Origin of the sequence: Shewanella sp. 5_MG-2023 (assembly GCF_030547465.1) — a bacterium.
Taxonomy (GTDB): Bacteria; Pseudomonadota; Gammaproteobacteria; order Enterobacterales; family Shewanellaceae; genus Shewanella.
In genome coordinates, this window is the sequence record NZ_JAUORC010000013.1 from 23512 (window position 1) to 42731 (window position 19220).

The 19220-nt window shown below is 43.4% G+C and carries 16 protein-coding genes; 10 read left to right on the forward strand and 6 right to left on the reverse strand.

Annotated elements, in window-relative coordinates; genetic code table 11:
* The first annotated feature begins 29 nt into the window (after window positions 1–29).
* The 6 genes from Q4557_RS09245 to Q4557_RS09270 are packed head-to-tail and all read left to right on the forward strand — an operon-like array spanning window position 30 to window position 5258.
* Complete coding sequence (locus Q4557_RS09245; protein ID WP_303412253.1) at window positions 30–1031, forward strand: porin; 1002 nt, start codon at window positions 30–32, stop codon at window positions 1029–1031.
* An 8-nt stretch (window positions 1032–1039) separates the two neighbouring features.
* On the forward strand, window positions 1040–1519 hold the full coding sequence (locus Q4557_RS09250; protein WP_303412255.1) for a copper chaperone PCu(A)C: 480 nt from the start codon (window positions 1040–1042) through the stop codon (window positions 1517–1519).
* 2 nt (window positions 1520–1521) lie between these two features.
* A complete protein-coding gene (locus tag Q4557_RS09255; protein WP_303412258.1) occupies window positions 1522–3168 on the forward strand; it encodes a DUF1566 domain-containing protein in 1647 nt (548 codons plus the stop codon).
* A gap of 57 nt (window positions 3169–3225) precedes the next feature.
* Entirely contained in the window at window positions 3226–4326 is a 1101-nt protein-coding gene (locus tag Q4557_RS09260) for a WD40 repeat domain-containing protein (RefSeq protein ID WP_303412260.1), read from the forward strand.
* A 19-nt stretch (window positions 4327–4345) separates the two neighbouring features.
* Window positions 4346–4918, forward strand: coding sequence for an SCO family protein (locus tag Q4557_RS09265; RefSeq protein ID WP_102440064.1), 573 nt, complete (start codon window positions 4346–4348; stop codon window positions 4916–4918).
* Window positions 4911–5258, forward strand: coding sequence for a c-type cytochrome (locus Q4557_RS09270; protein ID WP_102440065.1), 348 nt, complete (start codon window positions 4911–4913; stop codon window positions 5256–5258). Before Q4557_RS09265 ends, Q4557_RS09270 begins: the two co-directional genes overlap by 8 nt.
* A gap of 78 nt (window positions 5259–5336) precedes the next feature.
* On the opposite strand, the gene ilvA is transcribed toward Q4557_RS09270, so the two are convergent.
* From ilvA to ilvC, 6 genes are all read right to left on the reverse strand, one after another.
* Window positions 5337–6914 (reverse strand): threonine ammonia-lyase, biosynthetic, encoded by a 1578-nt coding sequence (ilvA, locus tag Q4557_RS09275; protein ID WP_303412263.1) that lies wholly within the window; start codon window positions 6912–6914, stop codon window positions 5337–5339.
* A 3-nt stretch (window positions 6915–6917) separates the two neighbouring features.
* Window positions 6918–8777, reverse strand: coding sequence for a dihydroxy-acid dehydratase (gene ilvD, locus Q4557_RS09280; RefSeq protein WP_303412265.1), 1860 nt, complete (start codon window positions 8775–8777; stop codon window positions 6918–6920).
* A 191-nt stretch (window positions 8778–8968) separates the two neighbouring features.
* Complete coding sequence (locus Q4557_RS09285) at window positions 8969–9898, reverse strand: branched-chain amino acid transaminase (RefSeq protein ID WP_102440068.1); 930 nt, start codon at window positions 9896–9898, stop codon at window positions 8969–8971.
* A gap of 33 nt (window positions 9899–9931) precedes the next feature.
* Window positions 9932–10228, reverse strand: coding sequence for an acetolactate synthase 2 small subunit (ilvM, locus tag Q4557_RS09290; protein ID WP_102475779.1), 297 nt, complete (start codon window positions 10226–10228; stop codon window positions 9932–9934).
* Window positions 10225–11898 (reverse strand): acetolactate synthase 2 catalytic subunit, encoded by a 1674-nt coding sequence (gene ilvG, locus Q4557_RS09295; protein ID WP_102519703.1) that lies wholly within the window; start codon window positions 11896–11898, stop codon window positions 10225–10227. The genes ilvM and ilvG overlap by 4 nt, the downstream gene beginning before the upstream one ends.
* Before the next feature lie 543 nt (window positions 11899–12441).
* The gene (ilvC, locus tag Q4557_RS09300; protein WP_303412269.1) at window positions 12442–13923 is read right to left on the reverse strand and encodes a ketol-acid reductoisomerase; all 1482 of its coding nucleotides are present in this window, start codon (window positions 13921–13923) and stop codon (window positions 12442–12444) included.
* A gap of 213 nt (window positions 13924–14136) precedes the next feature.
* On the opposite strand from ilvC, the gene ilvY reads away from it, so the two are divergent.
* From ilvY to Q4557_RS09320, 4 genes are all read left to right on the forward strand, one after another.
* Window positions 14137–15009, forward strand: coding sequence for an HTH-type transcriptional activator IlvY (gene ilvY, locus Q4557_RS09305; RefSeq protein WP_303412271.1), 873 nt, complete (start codon window positions 14137–14139; stop codon window positions 15007–15009).
* A gap of 175 nt (window positions 15010–15184) precedes the next feature.
* Complete coding sequence (locus tag Q4557_RS09310; RefSeq protein WP_303412274.1) at window positions 15185–16420, forward strand: YjgN family protein; 1236 nt, start codon at window positions 15185–15187, stop codon at window positions 16418–16420.
* 30 nt (window positions 16421–16450) lie between these two features.
* Complete coding sequence (locus Q4557_RS09315) at window positions 16451–17464, forward strand: M48 family metallopeptidase (protein ID WP_303412275.1); 1014 nt, start codon at window positions 16451–16453, stop codon at window positions 17462–17464.
* 148 nt (window positions 17465–17612) lie between these two features.
* The gene (locus Q4557_RS09320) at window positions 17613–19133 is read left to right on the forward strand and encodes a YifB family Mg chelatase-like AAA ATPase (protein ID WP_303412276.1); all 1521 of its coding nucleotides are present in this window, start codon (window positions 17613–17615) and stop codon (window positions 19131–19133) included.
* The last annotated feature ends 87 nt before the right edge of the window (window positions 19134–19220 follow it).

Here is a 19220-nt window from a genome sequence, read left to right on the forward strand (position 1 = left end):
AATAATTAACAAAAAAAGTGATTTAAAATATGAATAATAAGAGATTGATCATGCTTGGTATGGCTACCTTAAGCATTACACCACAGGTCACAGTCGCAGCTGAAAATGCAAACTGGTTACCAACACTTTATGGTAGCACCCAAGCTCAGGTACGATACCAAAGCAATGAAAGCTTAAATGCGCAAATAGCCGAAGCCAACCTTGGCCTTAAAGGCTTATATAAAAGTGATGGTCTGACACTGAGTTATAACACTCGGCTGCAATACTCAGATAACTTTACCGATACCACCACTTTTAATGATATTGAGCTGTTAGATGCCGGCATGCGTATTGCCTATAAAAATTATGGTGGTATTTATATCGGTGAAGGCGTTACTGGAACGTGGAAAGATCTTTATTCAAAAGTAGACATCCATGCCAGCAACAATATGGAGCTATCAAGTGGCGGGAGTCTATTTGAAACAGGTAAATACGGTCATAATGCATTTGCCTATTCGACACCTAAAATCTCAGGCGACTTAGGCACTCTTTGGTTCAAGGCCGCCGTTATCACTCCCAATCAACACAATGATACTGATATCGATATTTTCGGCCTCCGCGCCTTATATCACGGTGAAAATTACAACCTGATCATCAACCGTGCACAAATCGATAAAAAAGTATTCGGCAGTGTTGATGAAAACTGTGTTCGCTGGACTATAGCTGCAGATTACCAGTGGGATAATGTCACCCTTGCCGCCCTTGCTGAACTGACTGAAAGCTCGCCAAGTCAAGCAAAAAGCGTTTACTCAGCTGCACTAACATATAACTACAATAACATTGATTTCGGTATCAGCTTTCAAACTAAAAGCTGGGAAGATGAAGCGCAAAACCCGGATCAAAACTTAACTATCGCCACCATTAAATATCACTTCAGTGACAATATCACCTTGTATACCGAAGCGGCACTCTACAAAGAGCAACCTGTCGATATCAATCCAAATGATGCCCATGATGACAACGTCAACATTGGTTTCATCTTCCATTTCTGAGGTAAATAATGAAAAAACTAATGATTTTAGGATCCTTGCTTGTTACAAGTATGAGTCATGCTAGCGTCAATATTGAAAACTGTGTCATTCGGGAGAGTATTCCTGGAGCTACATCAACTGCAGCTTATGTCGATATTAACTATGACACAAATGCCGATGCTAAAACTTACCGCTATCCAGGTGCAGAAATGCTACAACGCGTTGAAGTTAAAGGCTTATCAAAACAGGTTGAATTACACGATGTTAAAATGAAAAATGGCACTATGAGCATGTTTCAAATCACTCGTGTCATCTTGAATAAGCCACTTACCCAACTCAAACCAGGGGCAGAACACATCATGCTAATGGATCTAAATCAGCCTGCAGTAGTAGGCGAAACTTATCAGATGAATTTTATTTTTGCCTACGGTCCAGAGATAAGCTGCGAAGCCGTAGTCAAATCAGTGGCTGACATTAATCAAGCTTCTGCTCACCATAAAGGACATTAATTATGAAATTCAACCATCTGATTTCGTTATCAGCTTTAGCTGTCAGTCTGTCCATTTGCGGTAGTGTTTCTGCAGAGATGGCTCATGGGGATTATAAAGTCACTCGCACCTATAGCGACTTAACCCCAGAACAAATAGCCCGCGCTGAAAAGCTGGGCATGACTTGCTACCAGGGGTGTCATCGCCAAGCCCGCGAAAACGTTGTTGAAACCTTAAGCCCTAAATTAGAAGGCTTACCCGCACAATACTTTTTGGATCAATGGATCGACTATGATGCTGAAAGGTTTGGCGGCATTGCCTCACAAATGAAATTGACCGTGTATAAGTATCCAGTTGATGTAATGGAAGAAATTGCAATTATTTATGCCAATAAAGAAATGAGCTTTAACCCCAACCCTGAAGTTGTGGCTAGCGAGGCTTATAAACGCGGCAAAGTTAAATACGATAAAAACTGTAAAATGTGTCATGGCGAGCAAGGGCTAAGCACTAAAAAGGCAAATCCAACTATTCGTGGCCAGATGCCGACCTATGTATTTGAAACTATGCAAGCTTATCGTGATGGTATTCGTACCAATCGCAAAGCCAGTATGATGAAGCGCGTTGCGAAATTGCATACTGAAGATGATTGGCGCGACATGATCGCTTATACCAGTGGCGAGTTTGTAAAACACATCGACAGAGTCGAGTTCCCTACAGGTAAAGGGATGCCTGCAACCCCTGGATTCAAGCTGCCTGATAGCGGCCAAGTTCAAGACTTCACCGACACCAAAGGTGAAGATAACGATACGATAAAAAACCCGCTAAGTTACACCATCAGTGATTCTGGCTTAACGACTCTAGACAACAATACTCAGTTAACTTGGGAACGTAAACCCTCCCGTTTATGGATGAACGCCGCTGAAGCGGTAAATTATTGTGATTCATTAGAGCTCGAAGGACAAAGCGATTGGCGCTTGCCATTTATGAAAGAGCTCGTTTCCATTGCAGATTACGGTGAAACCCTCCCTGGAATTGATATGAATGCCTTTTTAAATATGCCTCGTTTTGCCTCTGGTACTTGGGCACTGCCTGTCAGCGACCACAAGGATCACGTCTGGCATGTGGGCTTCCATGATTCGCATATCATGGGTCAGCATAGCGCCTCAACCAAATTGGTTCGTTGTGTCAGAGCAGAGCAAGATAGCGGTTTCCATACTAATGACTTTATCGACAATAACGATAAAACAATTACTGACAAACTAACTAATCTACAGTGGCAGCAAGAGGTTGGAGCTAACCGTAGAAACTGGGAAGACTCTATCCAATATTGTGAAAATCTTGAATTAGCAGGTAAAAAAGATTGGCGTTTACCACAGGTGAAAGAGCTGGTGTCTATCGTCAATTACAACAAGTTTAATCCGTCTATTGATGAAGAATTTTTCCCTAATACGCCCTATAAGTACTACTTCTGGTCAAGTACATCCCATCTTGGTGGACCTATGTTGGTATTTAGGCCATTAACGGCAAGAAAATTAGAGCAGGCAACCGAAGAGCAAAAAATCCGTGGTGAACATGGGACACTTGCTTGGGGTGTCGGTTACCAAATTGGTGATGGTTTTGGCCAAGATAAAGGTTCTTTGTTCTGGAACCGCTGTGTACGCGACTTGTAATAGTACTCAAGCCTTCTGCATCCTCGCAGAAGGCTTTCTTCCTAAGAGATAACGACTATGCTCAGACAGCTAAAAGTGGCTTTAAGCCTTTTAACTATGCTCTTTTGTGCTTCGGTACAAGCCCAACAGACCTACGACGACGGAGCCCGCTGGGCCTTTGTCACAGATGCTAAATCAGCGCAATTAGCAATCATTGATACCTTTAATTTTACCTTAGTGGAACACAAGAAACTCGCGGGGATCCCCGTTGATATGGTTGTCAGTGATGTACAAAGTCTATTGGTATACGCCATTAAAAATGACCCAAGCCTGTATATTTGGGACTTAAGCAATAATAAAACATGGTCAATGGCATTAGGCTTTCAAGCCCAGTCGTTAAAGTTTCACTCAAATGGTGCAATGTTGGCTGTCGCAGGTAAAGATCAAGTTACTGTGGTAGAACCATTAACTCAAAAAGTGGTTAAACATATTAATAATCTTGCTAGTCCAATCTCACTTAATTTCTCGTCAGATGGATACCGGCTGATGATCACTCAAGAAACAAATGGCGCAACACATATTTGGAATGTTTATCACGATAGTTTGAAAACTATTACCATGGGTAATGGTAATCCCGTCAGCGAAATAACCCTAACCCCAGACTCACGCTTAGGTATGGTATCGATTCCTAAGGATCATAAAGTCCATATTTGGGACTTTATCAGTAATAAAGATTGGAAATGGCTTGATTTTGATGCCGAAGTCGCACGGCCATATGTAACCTCTGATAGCCAACATATCGTACTAGCCGCCAATAATGGCAACATAAAAATCATTGATTCCTATTCAAGAAATACTATCAAAGAGCTCAATATTGGCGCTAAAGCAAACAAAATTCGCACCGGCTGGTTAGAGCAAGTCGCTGCTGTTGAATCTCGTAAGGGCTTACATATTTTTAATCTAAAAGGAGATAATAAAATTACCCTACTACCTACTGAGGGACACACTCGCGACATGGTGGTGGTATCAGACAGTAAATCGATGTTTTCCTCCCATGACAACTCAAGCGACATTAAGGTCGTTGATTTACGTAAACTCAGCGGTAAAACCGACATCAAGACACAGCTCATCCAGCCCAATCATATTGTTATGGGCCTAACGAACACCATCTGCCATTAGTTAATTATAAGAGGCCAATATGCGTATAATTTTTTGCTTGTTAAGTTTTGTTTTTTACAGTGCAACTGTTGCTGCAGAGACGCTTGAGTTTAATATGCTCAATAAACATGGCGATCCTGTCACAGCACAGTCTTATCCGGATAAATATTTACTTCTGACTGTAGGTTACACAACTTGTCCGGACATATGTCCAACCACTTTACTTACCCTCAAGAGTATCTTGCAAAAACTCGGTGACAACGCCAAGCAAGTGACCCCAGTCTTTATCTCTATCGACCCCAACAGAGACACCCATCAAAAACTAAATCAATATGTGGGCTTTTTTGATGACGCCATAGAAGCGTTAGTGGGTAATAGCCAGCAAACCGCTGCGATCGCCAGCAATATTGGTGCTAGCTACGGCTATCAGATTGATGGACTTCCCGCCAGTGAGCCATTACCTAAGCGCTATGAAGTTTTTCACTCTTCTTATTTCTATTTATATGGTCCAGACCAACAACTTATTGATGTTTTTGGCTATGGCATGAATGGCAGTCGTATGGCTGAAGAAATTATTCAATACTTACCGAGCGTGGAGGCAAACCATGGTTAATCGTTTACTCGCTGGCGTAGTATTTAGCGTTATGAGTCTCGCGAGCCAAGCTACTGATGCAGATAGCATCAGCGGAGAGAAATTATTTCATGATTATGGCCGCGGTGGCTGCGTCAATTGCCATGGCGCAAATGGACAAATACCGAAAATGCCACTGATCCCAAAAGTTGCCGGCCAATCTGCAGCTTATTTGGATTCACAATTGCGTGACTATAAATACCAAAGACGGATTAATGGTTTATATATTCCAATGCAAAATGTGATGGAAACTTATAGCGACACTGAAATTATGGCGATGGCAACATATTTACAGGACATTAAGATCTGCGCCAGTGAATAACGGCTAAGTAGATAGTTAGAATCTATGCTGGCCTTTAAGGTTAAACAGGCACCATCAAGGTGCCTGTTTAATATCCTATTAACGGTTAGAATCTAAAAACAGCTGATAGGCTGGACTTTGGGTTTCTTCTTGATAAACAAAACCAAGCTCAGTTAAAAATTGCTGAAACGCTTCGCCGTCACTGGCGGGCACTTCAAAACCTGCTAACACACGACCGTAAGCGGCGCCGTGGTTACGATAATGGAATAGACTGATATTCCATTGGCTTTGCAGGGTAGTTAAAAACTTAAATAACGCCCCTGGATGCTCTGGAAACTCAAAGCTGAATAAGCGTTCATCAAGTGGCTCAGGCGGGTGACCGCCGACCATATAACGCACATGCAGCTTAGCGGTTTCGTCATGGGATAAATCTTGTACTTCAAAGCCATCGCTTTCTAGATTTGCGATAATATCATCAAGCTCAGCTTGGCCATTTGACAGGCGAATACCTGCAAACACCACCGCTTTATCACGGCTGGAGAAACGATAATTAAACTCAGTCATGGCACGTTTCTCTAACAGCTCACAAAAGCGTAAAAATATCCCCGGACGCTCAGGGACTTTAACCGCTAAAATAGCTTCTTTTTGCTCGCCTAGCTCGCAGCGCTCAGATACATAACGCAAGCTATGAAAATTGACATTAGCACCAGACAAAATCGAAGCCACTTTTAACGGCTTATCTGCATCATTGGCCACATGCTGTAGATACTTTTTCATCCCCGCGGTTGATAACGCCCCAGCAGGTTCAGCAATGGCGCGGGTGTCTTCAAAAATGTCTTTTACTGCGGCGCAGATTTCGTCTGAGGTAACGGTAATGACATGGTCAACATAGTCTTTGGCGACTCTAAATGGCTCTTCACCAATACGCTTAACCGCGACGCCATCAGCAAATAAACCCACTTGGCTTAGTGTTACTGGCTCGCCCGCAGCTAATGCTGCTTTTAAACAAGCTGCATCTTCAGGCTCTACGCCAATAATTTTAACCTGTGGCATAACAGCTTTATAATAAGCCGCAATACCAGCAATTAAGCCACCGCCGCCTACAGGTACAAACACCACATCAATATCACGCTGCTGTTGCAGCATTTCTTGAGCTATGGTGCCTTGACCTGCGATCACCGCTTCATCATCAAAAGGGGCAATATACACTCGGCCTTCTTTTTCAGATAAGGCTTTGGCGTAATCATTGGCTTGATCAAATGCCTGCCCGTGGAGCAGCACATTGCCACCTAAGCGCTTTACCGCATCGATTTTAATTTCAGGGGTTGTCGTCGGCATAACAATCACCGCACTAATGCCAACGCTTGCCGCCGACATTGCCACCCCTTGGGCGTGATTACCTGCAGAGGCGCATACCACACCTGCAGCAGCTTGCTCAGGGGTTAGCTGCGCAATACGATTATAGGCACCACGCAACTTAAAAGAATGCACTGGCTGCATGTCTTCACGTTTTAAATACACGTCACAGCCAAAGCGTGCCGATAGCTTTTTCATGCTCGATAGCGGCGTTACTTTGGCGACGTCATACACAGACGACAATAGGATCTTCTGTAAATATTGCTGAGCTAAGGGCATGGGCGTTAACTCCAGTTGCGTTGCTGATGCCAAGGATTGCATGGATTAACCTTCTAATTTACTGCGATCGCGCACAGCACCTTTATCGGCACTGGTGGCTAATAATGCATAAGCTTTAAGTGCCAAAGATACGTAACGCTCACGAGATACAGGCTTCCATGCAAGTGGCCCCTTTGCTTCCATAGCAGCGCGGCGACGCTCAAGTTCACTATCTGCAACGGCTAATTTGATTGAACGTGAAGGAATATCGATTTCAATGGTATCGCCATTTTCAACCAGTGCAATGGTGCCACCAGCAGCAGCTTCTGGTGAAATATGACCGATTGATAATCCTGAGGTACCACCAGAGAAACGACCATCAGTAATCAATGCACATGCCTTACCTAAACCGCGAGATTTAAGGTAAGTGGTTGGATAAAGCATTTCTTGCATACCAGGGCCGCCTTTAGGGCCTTCGTAGCGAATAACTACCACTTCACCAGCAACCACTTCACCACCTAAAATACCTGCTACGGCATCATCTTGGCTTTCATAAATGCGCGCTGTACCCACAAAGGTCAGGTTTTCTTCATCCACACCGGCCGTTTTTACAATACAGCCATTTTCAGCCACATTGCCTGAAAGTACCGCTAAGCCGCCTTCTTGGCTAAAGGCATTTTCACGGGTACGAATACAACCTTCTTTACGATCATCATCGACACTGTCCCAATAACAATCTTGGCTGAAGGCTGTTTGTGTTGGAATACCTGCTGGGCCTGCACTATAAAAGCGTCGTACAGCGGCATCTTGGGTTTGGGCAATATCATATTTAGCCAATACTGACTTTAAATTGCCGCCATTATCCGCTGCCACATGGGGAACGTCGGTATGCAGTAAGCCTGCTCTATCTAGCTCACCTAGAATACCCATCACCCCACCAGCACGATGAACATCTTCCATATGGTACTTTGGCGTTGAAGGCGCGACTTTACAAAGGTGCGGCACCAGACGCGACATTCTATCGATATCAGCCATAGTGAAGTCCACTTCACCTTCTTGTGCTGCAGCAATAAGATGTAATACGGTATTTGATGAACCGCCCATGGCAATATCTAGCGCCATGGCATTTTCAAAGGCTTTAAAAGAAGCAACATTACGCGGCAGAACACTGGCATCGTCATCACGATAATAACGGGTAGCGATATCCATGATGCGTGTGCCAGCTTCTAAAAATAAGTTACGACGCGCAGCGTGAGTCGCTAATAACGAGCCATTACCAGGTAGTGATAAACCTAAAGCTTCTGTTAAACAGTTCATAGAGTTGGCAGTGAACATACCTGAACAAGAACCACATGTTGGGCATGCACTACGTTCAATCTGCTTACTGTCTTCATCACTGACATTGGTATCAGCGCCAGCAACCATGGCATCGACTAAATCAAGTTTGATAATTTTATCTGAAAGCTTGGTTTTACCCGCTTCCATTGGCCCGCCAGAAACAAATATCACTGGGATATTGAGCCTTAGCGCTGCCATCAACATGCCAGGAGTAATTTTATCGCAGTTAGAAATACACACTAGCGCGTCTGCACAATGTGCATTAACCATGTATTCAACGCTGTCAGCAATCAGCTCACGAGATGGCAAGCTATAAAGCATGCCGCCATGACCCATGGCGATACCATCATCGACGGCGATGGTGTTAAATTCTTTGGCAATACCACCTGCTTCTTCAATTGCGCCAGCAACCAATTGGCCCATATCTTTTAAATGCACATGGCCTGGTACGAACTGAGTAAACGAGTTCGAGATGGCAATAATTGGCTTACCAAAGTCAGTTTCTTTTACACCTGTTGCACGCCAAAGGGCGCGTGCGCCAGCCATGTTACGACCTTCGGTACTAGTTGCTGAGCGTAGTTTAGGCATTGTCTTATCCTTTCCTTGTAATACTGCTTTAACCATTTTATTTGAGTCATTTACATGATGCGGTAACCATTGAAAGTAAACTGATTCAAATTGTAATAGTCGTTTAATTTATAATTATTTTAAATGGATTGAAGCTGTTTATTTAGCTCATAACTCTCGATTTAGCTCAAGGCTGCTTATTAAGCTCAAGGCTATTGAGTTAGCGGCTCTAGCCAGCCCCACTTATCTTCTGTCTCTCCGTTAAATAAACCAAAGAAACTTTGTTGTATTTGTTGTGTCACTGGGCCACGTTTGCCTGCGCCAACCTCAATACGGTCAACGCTTCTTACTGGCACTATTTCTGCGGCGGTGCCGGTCATGAAAATTTCGTCAGCAACATATAAAAATTCCCGCGCCATGGCTTCTTCAATCACTTCGTATCCAAGCTCTTTGGCTAACACCATAATCGTGTCACGGGTAATGCCTTTTAAGATGGCTGCGGTTGCAGGCGGGGTATATATTTTGCCATTTTTGACAATAAACAAATTGGCCCCAGCGCCTTCACTAACTAAACCGTTAGTATCTAATGCGATACCTTCATCAAAACCGTTACGCTTTGCTTCTGTAGAAATTAGCTGTGATGATAAATAATTACCGCCGGCCTTTGCCCCTGTCGGTATGGTATTAGGTGCTAGGCGCTGCCATGATGTCACTGCGACATCAACGCCGGCATCCATGCTCTCTTCGCCAAGGTAGGCGCCCCACGAAAAAGCCGCTACGACCATATCACATTGTGCGTCAATTGGCGGGGTGATCCCCATCCCTACATCACCCATAAATATTAATGGACGAATATAAGCGCTGGGTAAGTTATTTTTTAGCACAGAATCACTGCAAGCTTGCATGACTTGCTCAAAGCTAAAAGGCACATTCATTCGATAAATTTTGGCGGAATCAAATAAACGCTGCACGTGGTCGGTTAGCCTAAACCCTGCTGGGCCTAGATGAGTATCATAAATGCGAATACCTTCAAATACTGAAGAGCCATAATGCATTGCATGTGTCATCACGTGTACCTTAGCATCTTGCCAAGGCATAATTTCACCGTTAAACCATATAAGTTCTGATTGTGTCGCTGCCATAGTCTGTCCCTTAATCTATATCGATGAAATTGTTTATGCTTGCGCGGTCGTCTTTTGACTAGCTGCTGCGAATATTGGTGTATTAACATCGATAGCGGCAGGCACAGTCACTGCTTGGCAATCGATGACATCAATGAGTTTATTTAATTGATGGGTAAGCAATTCAATCACTCGCTCACTTTTGACATCAAAATGCAGTGTGACGCTACCTGCCTCGTTGAGCTGCATATTCATATTGATAATGCTAAAGCCCCGATGACGAGTCACTCTCAGCACTCGCTCCATTACTTCCGGTTGGTTGTGTAAGGTTAATTCAACTGAATGCATCATGTTTGCTTCTCCATTTGATCCATCATGTCGCTATTACATGCCCCTGGCGGAACCAATGGCCACACGTTAAACGCATCATCAATGGCTACGTGTAGCATGAAAGGTCCTGGGGTATTTAACATTTCATCGAGTGCGGCTTCGACTTGATCGGCGTGATGAATAGTTCTGCCAGGAATATCAAAAGCCGACGCCATTAACACAAAGTCTGGGTTATCTGATAAATCGGTTTCGCTATAACGTTGTTCAAAAAACAGTTGTTGCCACTGCTTAACCATGCCCAATTTTTGATTATCAATCAGTAATATTTTTACCGGCAATTTGCGGCGCTTAATTGTGGTGAGCTCTTGAACGTTCATCATAAATGAACCATCACCAGATACCGTCACCACTGTGGCATTTGGACGCGCCACTTGCGCGCCAATAGCCGCGGGTAAACCAAAGCCCATAGTGCCAAGACCTGCACTGGATAAATGATCTTCAGGGCGGCGAAACCACATATGCTGTGCCACCCACATTTGGTGTTGGCCCACATCGCAGCTGACAACACTGTCTTCTGGTAATTTGTTTGCTAGACGGCGTAACATTGCTGGGGCATAAATCAATTCACCCGGATGTTGATAATCCCATTGGTGTTGCTGATATAAATCTTCAATTTCTTGCTGCCATGGCGCTAATGAAAGCGGCATTGATAACGCGGGTAACACCTGTCTTAAATCTGCTGAAATTGATACATCAGCTTGGCGGAGCTTATTGATTTCTGCGATATCGATATCAAGGTGCAGCACTTTGGCATCTTGAGCAAAGGTGGCTAATCGCCCGGTGACCCGATCATCAAATCTTGCGCCAACGACAATCAATAAATCACAGGCTTGCACGGCTAAGTTTGCCGCTTTACCACCATGCATACCGAGCATACCTAAGTAACCTTTGCAGCCATGTTCAATACTGCCAAGACCTTTTAAGGTCGCCACTGAAGGCATACCCGTTTCATTGATAAATTGACGTAAATGATCAACTGCTCCCGCCATACCTACCCCGCCGCCAACATACAAAATAGGCTTTTTAGCTTGTTGTATTAAAGCTTTAGCAGCATCTATCGCGCTTAGCTCAGCTGCGGGTTCTTCAGTAAAGCTGAGTATTGGAGTTTTGTATTCAAGCTCAGCTATTTGGATATCTTTGGGAATATCAACTAACACAGGGCCGGGTCTGCCAGATGCGGCAATTTCAAAGGCTTTATAAAGCGTCGGGATAAGCTCATTGATATCCGTCACCATAAAGCTGTGTTTGGTGCACGATAATGACATACCAAGAACATCAATTTCTTGAAAAGCGTCAGTGCCAATCACTGCCGTTGACACTTGGCCTGTAATCGCCACCAAAGGCACAGAATCCAGTAATGCATCAGCAAGCGAGGTGATTAAATTAGTCGCACCTGGGCCTGATGTGGCAAAACAGACTCCCGTTTTACCGCTGGCTCTAGCATAACCCACAGCGGCAAATGCAGCGCCTTGCTCATGGCGACTCAGCAGGTGGGTAACAGGGCTACCATACAGAGCATCATAAATTGGCATAATAGCGCCACCTGGGTAACCAAATACTGTGGTTGCACCATGTGCGGCCAATACTTTAATGACTGCGTCCGCGCCTCTCATTTTTTGCCCTGATTCCATATGCATCTCTCACGCTCTGTATTGTTAATGTGCCCAGTATTTGCAGCCCTAAAACTAAAAAACCCCCGTTCCTTTCGGAGCGGGGGTTTTTGCAAATGTTGACTTTCTAACTCAGTCTTTTTGCCAAACTCCACCCCCGCGGTGATTTAATAATCACGACGGTAATAATCACAATAATGAGCTGGGCAGCTTGGTTAAACATAAATGACTGAATCCTAAAAATGTCTTAAAAAATATTTGTTAATGTTGCTATAAGGTCTCGCACTTTGCCAGACTGTTTATAATTCATCCTTTATATGAGTACCATAAAGCGATTTATAAACACAACATAAAATTGTGTTGTCAAAAAAAATTCAGCTTCCCTGCCGAGACAATGCAAACAACAACAAAATCTAAAACTATGATGGTCAACACAAATCCGTGATAACCACCCTAAGCTTTTGATTGATTGTTTCTACTTTATGCAAGTTTTAACTTTACAAAAGTTTGATGCCTGCCCGAAAACCTAGCTGAACAGGTACTTCACAACACAATCAACAAAAATTAGTTAGCTTCAACAATACCTTTCATATCAGTCATGTAACCGCGTAATTCTGCACCGATAAACTCAACATTGGTATGACGAATCGCTTCATTCACTTCAATTAAGCGCTTGTTATCAACGCTATTTGAACCCGCAGCTAAACCAGCACCTAATAACTCTGGTGACATTGCTTTTACGTAGTCACGTAATAGCGGCACCGCTGCATGGTTAAACAAGTAACAACCGTATTCAGCAGTATCTGAAATAACTACGTTCATTTCATATAAACGTTTGCGTGCAATGGTGTTAGCAATCAATGGCGTTTCATGTAGTGATTCGTAATAAGCTGACTCTTCAATAATACCTGCTGCAACCATGGTATCGAACGCTAGCTCTACACCGGCTTTGATCATGGCAACTAAGAAGATACCTTGGTCAAAATACGTTTGCTCATCGATGTGTTCATCTGATACTGGTGAATTTTCGAATGCTGTTTCGTTGGTTTCTGCTCTCCAACGAAGTAAGTTTGCATCGTCATTGGCCCAATCTGCCATCATAGTGCGAGAGAACTCACCACTAATAATGTCATCCATGTGCTTTTCAAATAATGGTTGAAGAATTTCTTTCAACTCTTCAGCAACTTCAAACGCCTTCACTTTGGCAGGGTTTGATAAACGATCCATCATGTTAGTGATGCCGCCATGCTTAAGTGCTTCAGTGACAGTTTCCCATCCTTGCTGAATTAACTTACTTGCATAACCTGGCTCAACACCGTCAGCGACCATTTTTTCATAACCAAGAATGGCGCCAGTTTGCAACATGCCACAAAGAATTGTTTGCTCGCCCATTAAGTCAGACTTAACTTCTGCAATGAATGATGACAATAAAACACCCGCTCGGTCGCCACCAGTTGCACTTGCATAAGCTTTAGCAATGGCAAGGCCATCACCTTTCGGGTCATTTTCAGGGTGAACCGCAATCAGTGTTGGGACACCAAAACCGCGTTTGTATTCTTCACGTACTTCAGTACCTGGACACTTAGGCGCAACCATAACAACAGTGATATCAGAACGAATCTGCATACCTTCTTCAACGATATTAAAACCGTGAGAGTAAGATAATGTGGCACCTTCTTTCATCAATGGCATTACTGCATTAACAACATTTGAATGCTGTTTATCAGGTGTTAGGTTAAGCACTAAATCTGCAGCAGGAACAAGCTCTTCGAAAGTGCCTACTTTAAAACCGTTATCAGTTGCTTGCTTCCATGATGCACGTTTCTCAGCAATCGCTTGCGGACGTAATGCAAAAGAGATATTCAAGCCTGAGTCACGCATATTCAGACCTTGGTTTAGGCCTTGTGCCCCACAACCTAAGATCACGATATTCCAATCTTTAATAAAACTACAACCGTCGCTAAACTCAGTACGATCCATAAAGCGGCATTGTGCTAATTGAGCTAATTGTTGACGTAAATTCAGAGAGTTAAAATAGTTAGCCATCTGAGATACCACCTTTAATTCAGAAATTTGAGACACTCCATTCTGGCAGCCAAACTATCCAGAAGTTGTGATTGAGATCACTATAGCGTAAGCTCATGATTGCTCAAAATGATATATTCGGCACACTATGTTTCACTTTTTGCAACGTTATTGATATATCCCGCATATCTGAACAAATTGATTTCAAGACACTGATTTTATTAAGGCTACAACATGGATATTCGTGCATTAAAACTGTATTTACACTTATGCGACAGCCTGCATTTTGGCAAAACAGCCCAGCAAACCCATGTGAGCCCGTCAACATTAAGCCGCGCATTGCAGCGCCTTGAAGAAGAAGTGGGTTGTAAATTGTTTGAGCGGGACAATCGCAGTGTCAGCATTACCCATGCGGGCAATGAATTTAAGCAATTTGCCGAACACACCTTAGCTGAGTGGTTAAGTTTGAAAAGCCGCATTGACCCCGAGCAGCCCTTACTTCACGGTCGTATCAACTTATATTGCTCAGTCACTGCCGCATACAGTCACCTACCTGCATTGCTTGACCGCTTTAGACGTGAGCACCCTCATGTGGAAATTACCTTGAACACGGGGGATGCGGCCAATGCAGTAGCAGAGATCCAACATAATCGCGCCGATGTTGCCATTATCGCCTTGCCAGACTCATTGCCTGCAAGCCTACATTTTGAAGAAATCGGCCAAGTGCCGCTGCATCTATATGCGCCCACCATAAAATGCCAAGCCCAAAGCATGATTAAGCAACAACCCATAGACTGGGCGCAGCTGCCTTTTATTGTCCCCGACCATGGGCCTGGCAGACGCCGCGCTGATAATTGGTTTAAAGCCATGGGCTTCAAGCCCAATATTTATGCGCAAGTCTCGGGGCAAGAGGCAATAACCTCGATGGTGGCCTTGGGCTGTGGCGTCAGTATTAGTCCTGATGTGGTAGTCGAAAATAGCCCAGTGCGAGAACGCTTACAGCGGCTTGAGTCGCCACAAAAAATAGCCCCATTCCAATTAGGTTGTTGCTGCAAAGAAAAACGCACTCAAGAGCCTATTTTAAAAGCTTTTCTTGAAGTTATTTAGGTGTAGTTTTAAAAATAACAAAAGCAATTCAATCGATAAAATTACCCCCTTGAACACTAATAGCCCTTGCAAGATGCAAACGAAACAGAAATAACACTTTAGTTGCATAAATATATTGATTTATTAATAATTTCCCTTTCTAATATGGCTCTTATTCCAACGGAAGGAAATTAACATGAGCCAATTAGACTCATCAGTACAAGGTAGTACCCCTAAATTTTCAACTACATCTTCAACTAAAGCTTCAACCTCATTTAAGTTTCACGGCATAGGCGGAGAATTCTTCGGGATTTGGATCGTCAACGTGTTACTCACTATAGTCACATTCGGTATTTATTCTGCCTGGGCTAAAGTTCGCACGAATAACTATTTTTACGGTAACACTGAACTTGGCGGCGATAGATTTGAATATTTAGCCAAACCCATGCAAATTTTAATCGGTCGTATTATCGCGGTTGTTCTACTTATTACTTGGTCAATACTCAGCAGTATTATGCCTCTAGTTTCTATAGGACTAGCAGTAATACTGATGTTGGCCATCCCATTTCTTGCAGTTAGAAATGCCCGTTTTGATGCTCGTATGACTCGCTTTCGTAATGTGCGTTTTGACTTTACCGGTTCTTACAGCGGTGCTTATATCAACTTATTATTAAAGCCGTTACTTGCCTATATTGTGGTATTTGCATGCGCCTTTGGATTTGGTTTTGTAGCAAGATTCATAACTGATGACCCTATCGTACTAGGCGTTGCCATTACTGCTGGTGTCGTATCTTTCTTTGTGGCCGCGATTTACAGCTATGCTTGGGTTAGCGCCAGCGTAGCTCAATATTTAGTGAATGGTTATCGTTATGGTGACAAAGCATTTGCTGCAAATATTGAAATACGCGAGTACGTAAAAATCGCACTGACTGCTTTAGGGTTGTTTTTTGCAGCCTCATTCGTTTTTTCATTAGTTGCATTCGGACTTGGATTTATGGGCTCAATTGTGGAGCTCATTCAAAGTGGCGCTTCTGAAGCAGCCTTGCAAAACAATGTCGCACTGATGGGAATGCTATTCGCTGGTTATTTCGGCATGTTTATTTTATCAATGTTAATTGCAGCTTATGTACAGGTGCGGGTTCGAAACTACGTTTTCAACCAAACCAAACTTAACGATAATCTACAATTGGCATCAACAATGAAAACATCAAGCTTCTTATTTTTAGTGGTCACCAATTTTTTAATTGTGGTATTTACTTTTGGTATGGGTGTCGCGTGGGCTGATGTACGTATGGCTAAATATTTAGCAGACGTTACCGCTATTGAAGGTGATTTAGCTCAGTTCAGTGCGCAAGATCATAATCAACAAAGCAGCGCTGCGATTGCAGATGAAGTCGCTGACGCCTTTGATATTAATATTGGTATTGTTTAATCACAGCTTAATATAAACCGGAATTTAATTGTGATAGAACAAGTAAGTGGGCATATTCTTGCCCCTAAACAAGCCACCAAATACCCAGCAACATTAGTGCTGGGTCAAAATGGCATGCTGACATTAGCTTCAGAAATCCACAGTGGTCAATTTCAACTTGATCAAACCTCTGTCACTGATGCTATTGGCAATTTAGCACGTAATATCACCTTTGCTAGCGGGCATGTTTTTGTATCAGCTGAACCTACACTGCTAAATAAGTGGTTAGCTATTCATACGAAAAAAAGCTTAATCGCCCAGCTAGAAAAAAATCTCGGTTTAATTTTTATCGCCACCATAGTGTCATTAGCGGTGCTGTATACCAGCATCGTTTATGGCGTTCCCGCAGCATCTAAGGCCATCGCTAATGTATTGCCTGATGCTATCGTTCAAGAAGTTGGCGAACAAACTTTCGCTTTAATAGAACCGATGGGATTTACTGAAAGCGAACTAACCAAACAACGACAAAAAGAATTACAGCAACTGTTTAAGCTCACTTTAGCTAAGCTGCAACAACAAGACATTGTATTCACTCAAGAACCTAGGTTACTCATTTATAGTAGTAAAGATGGCGCCAATGCTTTTGCACTCGCTGATGGGCATGTCATTTTAACCGATGCGATGATCAAGTTAGCCACTGATGACCTACAAGTTGAAGCGGTTATTCTGCATGAGCTTGGACATGTGCAACATCGTCATATTCTCACTAACTTAATCCAATCTTCTATATTATCCGTTGCTGCGGCATTAGTTGTCGGTGATGCTAGCGGCATATCAGACATGTTGGTCAGTGTAACGGTATTAGGCACTAGCTTAACCTACTCACGGGATCATGAACGCGAAGCTGACCAATTCGCCGCAATACATCTGAAGGATTGGTATCAAAGCACTGACTCAATCGTAGACTTGTATCAATTGCTCCAAGCTGAGCATGATTTTGATATTCCAGACTGGGCTAGCACCCATCCTAATATTGAAGAACGCATTAACACTCTAAAACAATAAGGTCACCCAAGAATACAAATATAAATACAAATCCTGTTACGAAATTCGGTTTAATCGCAGCTAATTTTTTACCTGCTACACTTAATGAGCTCAAACAAAATCATAAGTGTAAATAAATATCTGAATACGAAAACAAAAGGATTTGTTAATGGCTATTGCCTGCGTAAACACCCGCGCTTGTTGCGGCGTAGAAGCACCTAAAGTCACTGTCGAAGTACATCTTAGTAATGGTTTGCCTGCGTTTAATTTAGTGGGGTTACCTGAAACCTCAGTAAAAGAAGCCAGAGAGCGAGTTCGCAGTGCCTTAATAAACGCTGGTTTTGAATTCCCCATGCAGCGAATAACGGTCAATTTGGCTCCGGCTGATTTACCCAAGCAAGGTGGCCGTTATGATTTGCCTATCGCCATTGGTATTTTGGCCGCCTCGGGGCAAATTCCTAATACCCAGTTAGCCCAATGTGAGTTTATTGGTGAGCTAGCCTTGTCAGGACAAGTCAGGCCCTGCATTGGTATTCTTCCGGCAATTATCGCAGCTAAAAATCAACAGCATGAATTATTCATCCCTTTAGATAACCGCCATGAAGCAGAGTTAGTGGGTTACCCGCAAACCCACTTAGTCGCTCACTTGCAAAACCTCGCAGCCTTTATGCACGGCCAAGCAAAATTACCACTGGTTGATCAGCAATTGGAATGGTTTGAAGAACCTTTAGCAGAAAACGCACTCTGCCTCAGCGAAGTGATTGGTCAATACCAAGCTAAGCAAGGGCTGGAAATCGCAGCGGCAGGTGGTCACAACACCCTATTTATTGGTCCGCCCGGTACAGGTAAAAGTATGCTGGCCAATCGGATAATCCCGCTACTGCCCAAGCTTACCTATGAAGAGGCCATTGATGTTGCTGCGATTCATTCGGTTGCAGGACTTAATATTAAACCCCAAGCCTTTTTAGAGCGGCCTTTTCGAGCGCCACATCATACGTGTTCATCAATATCCTTAGTGGGCGGAGGCAGCGTGCCAAAACCTGGGGAAATATCCTTAGCCCATAGAGGCATTTTATTTCTTGATGAAATTGCGGAATTCCCTCGCAAAGTATTAGATTGCCTGCGTGAGCCAATGGAGTCTGGTGAAGTGGTTATCTCGCGGGCTGCCGCTAAAGTAACCTTTTCTAGTCGCTTTCAACTCATCGCGGCGATGAACCCTAGCCCTTGCGGTGATGTTGAAAACTCTCGCGCAACGCCTGACCAAATTCAACGTTACTTATCCCGTTTATCAGGGCCATTTTTAGATAGATTCGATCTCACGATAGAAGTCCCTAAACTGCCTGCAGGCACCTTAACGCAAACCCAAGAAATAGGCGAAAGTAGCCAATCCATTGCTAAGCGAGTGCAGCTAGCGCGGGAAAAACAACTCAGCCGTGCAGGCGTGATTAATTGCCAGTTAAGCCCAACCCAATTGAAACAACACTTAGCCATGAGCCAAAGCGATTTAGAGTTTCTCGAACAGAGTATTCATCAATTGGGCTTATCCGTCAGAAGTTTCCATCGAATTCAGCGGGTGTCACGCACCATTGCAGACTTGCAACAGTCTGAAACCACCGAAAGAAGGCATATAGCACAAGCACTTGGCTACAGGGCAATGGACAGGTTAATGAATCGTTTGAGCCAACAATAAATAGCTAACGCATTAAAATATCGAGTGATTACCTGAAAAATCACAAAAAGTTTCGATATTATTGTTCAGTGGATTGAGCCGAAGGCT

Excerpts from the sequence above, each read along its gene's own strand:
- Q4557_RS09245 (WP_303412253.1), top strand. The coding sequence starts at position 30 with ATGAATAATAAGAGATTGATCATGCTTGGTATGGCTACCTTAAGCATT.
- Q4557_RS09250 (WP_303412255.1), top strand. The coding sequence starts at position 1,040 with ATGAAAAAACTAATGATTTTAGGATCCTTGCTTGTTACAAGTATGAGT.
- Q4557_RS09255 (WP_303412258.1), top strand. The coding sequence starts at position 1,522 with ATGAAATTCAACCATCTGATTTCGTTATCAGCTTTAGCTGTCAGTCTG.
- Q4557_RS09260 (WP_303412260.1), top strand. The coding sequence starts at position 3,226 with ATGCTCAGACAGCTAAAAGTGGCTTTAAGCCTTTTAACTATGCTCTTT.
- Q4557_RS09265 (WP_102440064.1), top strand. The coding sequence starts at position 4,346 with ATGCGTATAATTTTTTGCTTGTTAAGTTTTGTTTTTTACAGTGCAACT.
- Q4557_RS09270 (WP_102440065.1), top strand. The coding sequence starts at position 4,911 with ATGGTTAATCGTTTACTCGCTGGCGTAGTATTTAGCGTTATGAGTCTC.
- ilvA (WP_303412263.1), bottom strand. The coding sequence starts at position 6,914 with ATGCAATCCTTGGCATCAGCAACGCAACTGGAGTTAACGCCCATGCCC.
- ilvD (WP_303412265.1), bottom strand. The coding sequence starts at position 8,777 with ATGCCTAAACTACGCTCAGCAACTAGTACCGAAGGTCGTAACATGGCT.
- Q4557_RS09285 (WP_102440068.1), bottom strand. The coding sequence starts at position 9,898 with ATGGCAGCGACACAATCAGAACTTATATGGTTTAACGGTGAAATTATG.
- ilvM (WP_102475779.1), bottom strand. The coding sequence starts at position 10,228 with ATGATGCATTCAGTTGAATTAACCTTACACAACCAACCGGAAGTAATG.
- ilvG (WP_102519703.1), bottom strand. The coding sequence starts at position 11,898 with ATGGAATCAGGGCAAAAAATGAGAGGCGCGGACGCAGTCATTAAAGTA.
- ilvC (WP_303412269.1), bottom strand. The coding sequence starts at position 13,923 with ATGGCTAACTATTTTAACTCTCTGAATTTACGTCAACAATTAGCTCAA.
- ilvY (WP_303412271.1), top strand. The coding sequence starts at position 14,137 with ATGGATATTCGTGCATTAAAACTGTATTTACACTTATGCGACAGCCTG.
- Q4557_RS09310 (WP_303412274.1), top strand. The coding sequence starts at position 15,185 with ATGAGCCAATTAGACTCATCAGTACAAGGTAGTACCCCTAAATTTTCA.
- Q4557_RS09320 (WP_303412276.1), top strand. The coding sequence starts at position 17,613 with ATGGCTATTGCCTGCGTAAACACCCGCGCTTGTTGCGGCGTAGAAGCA.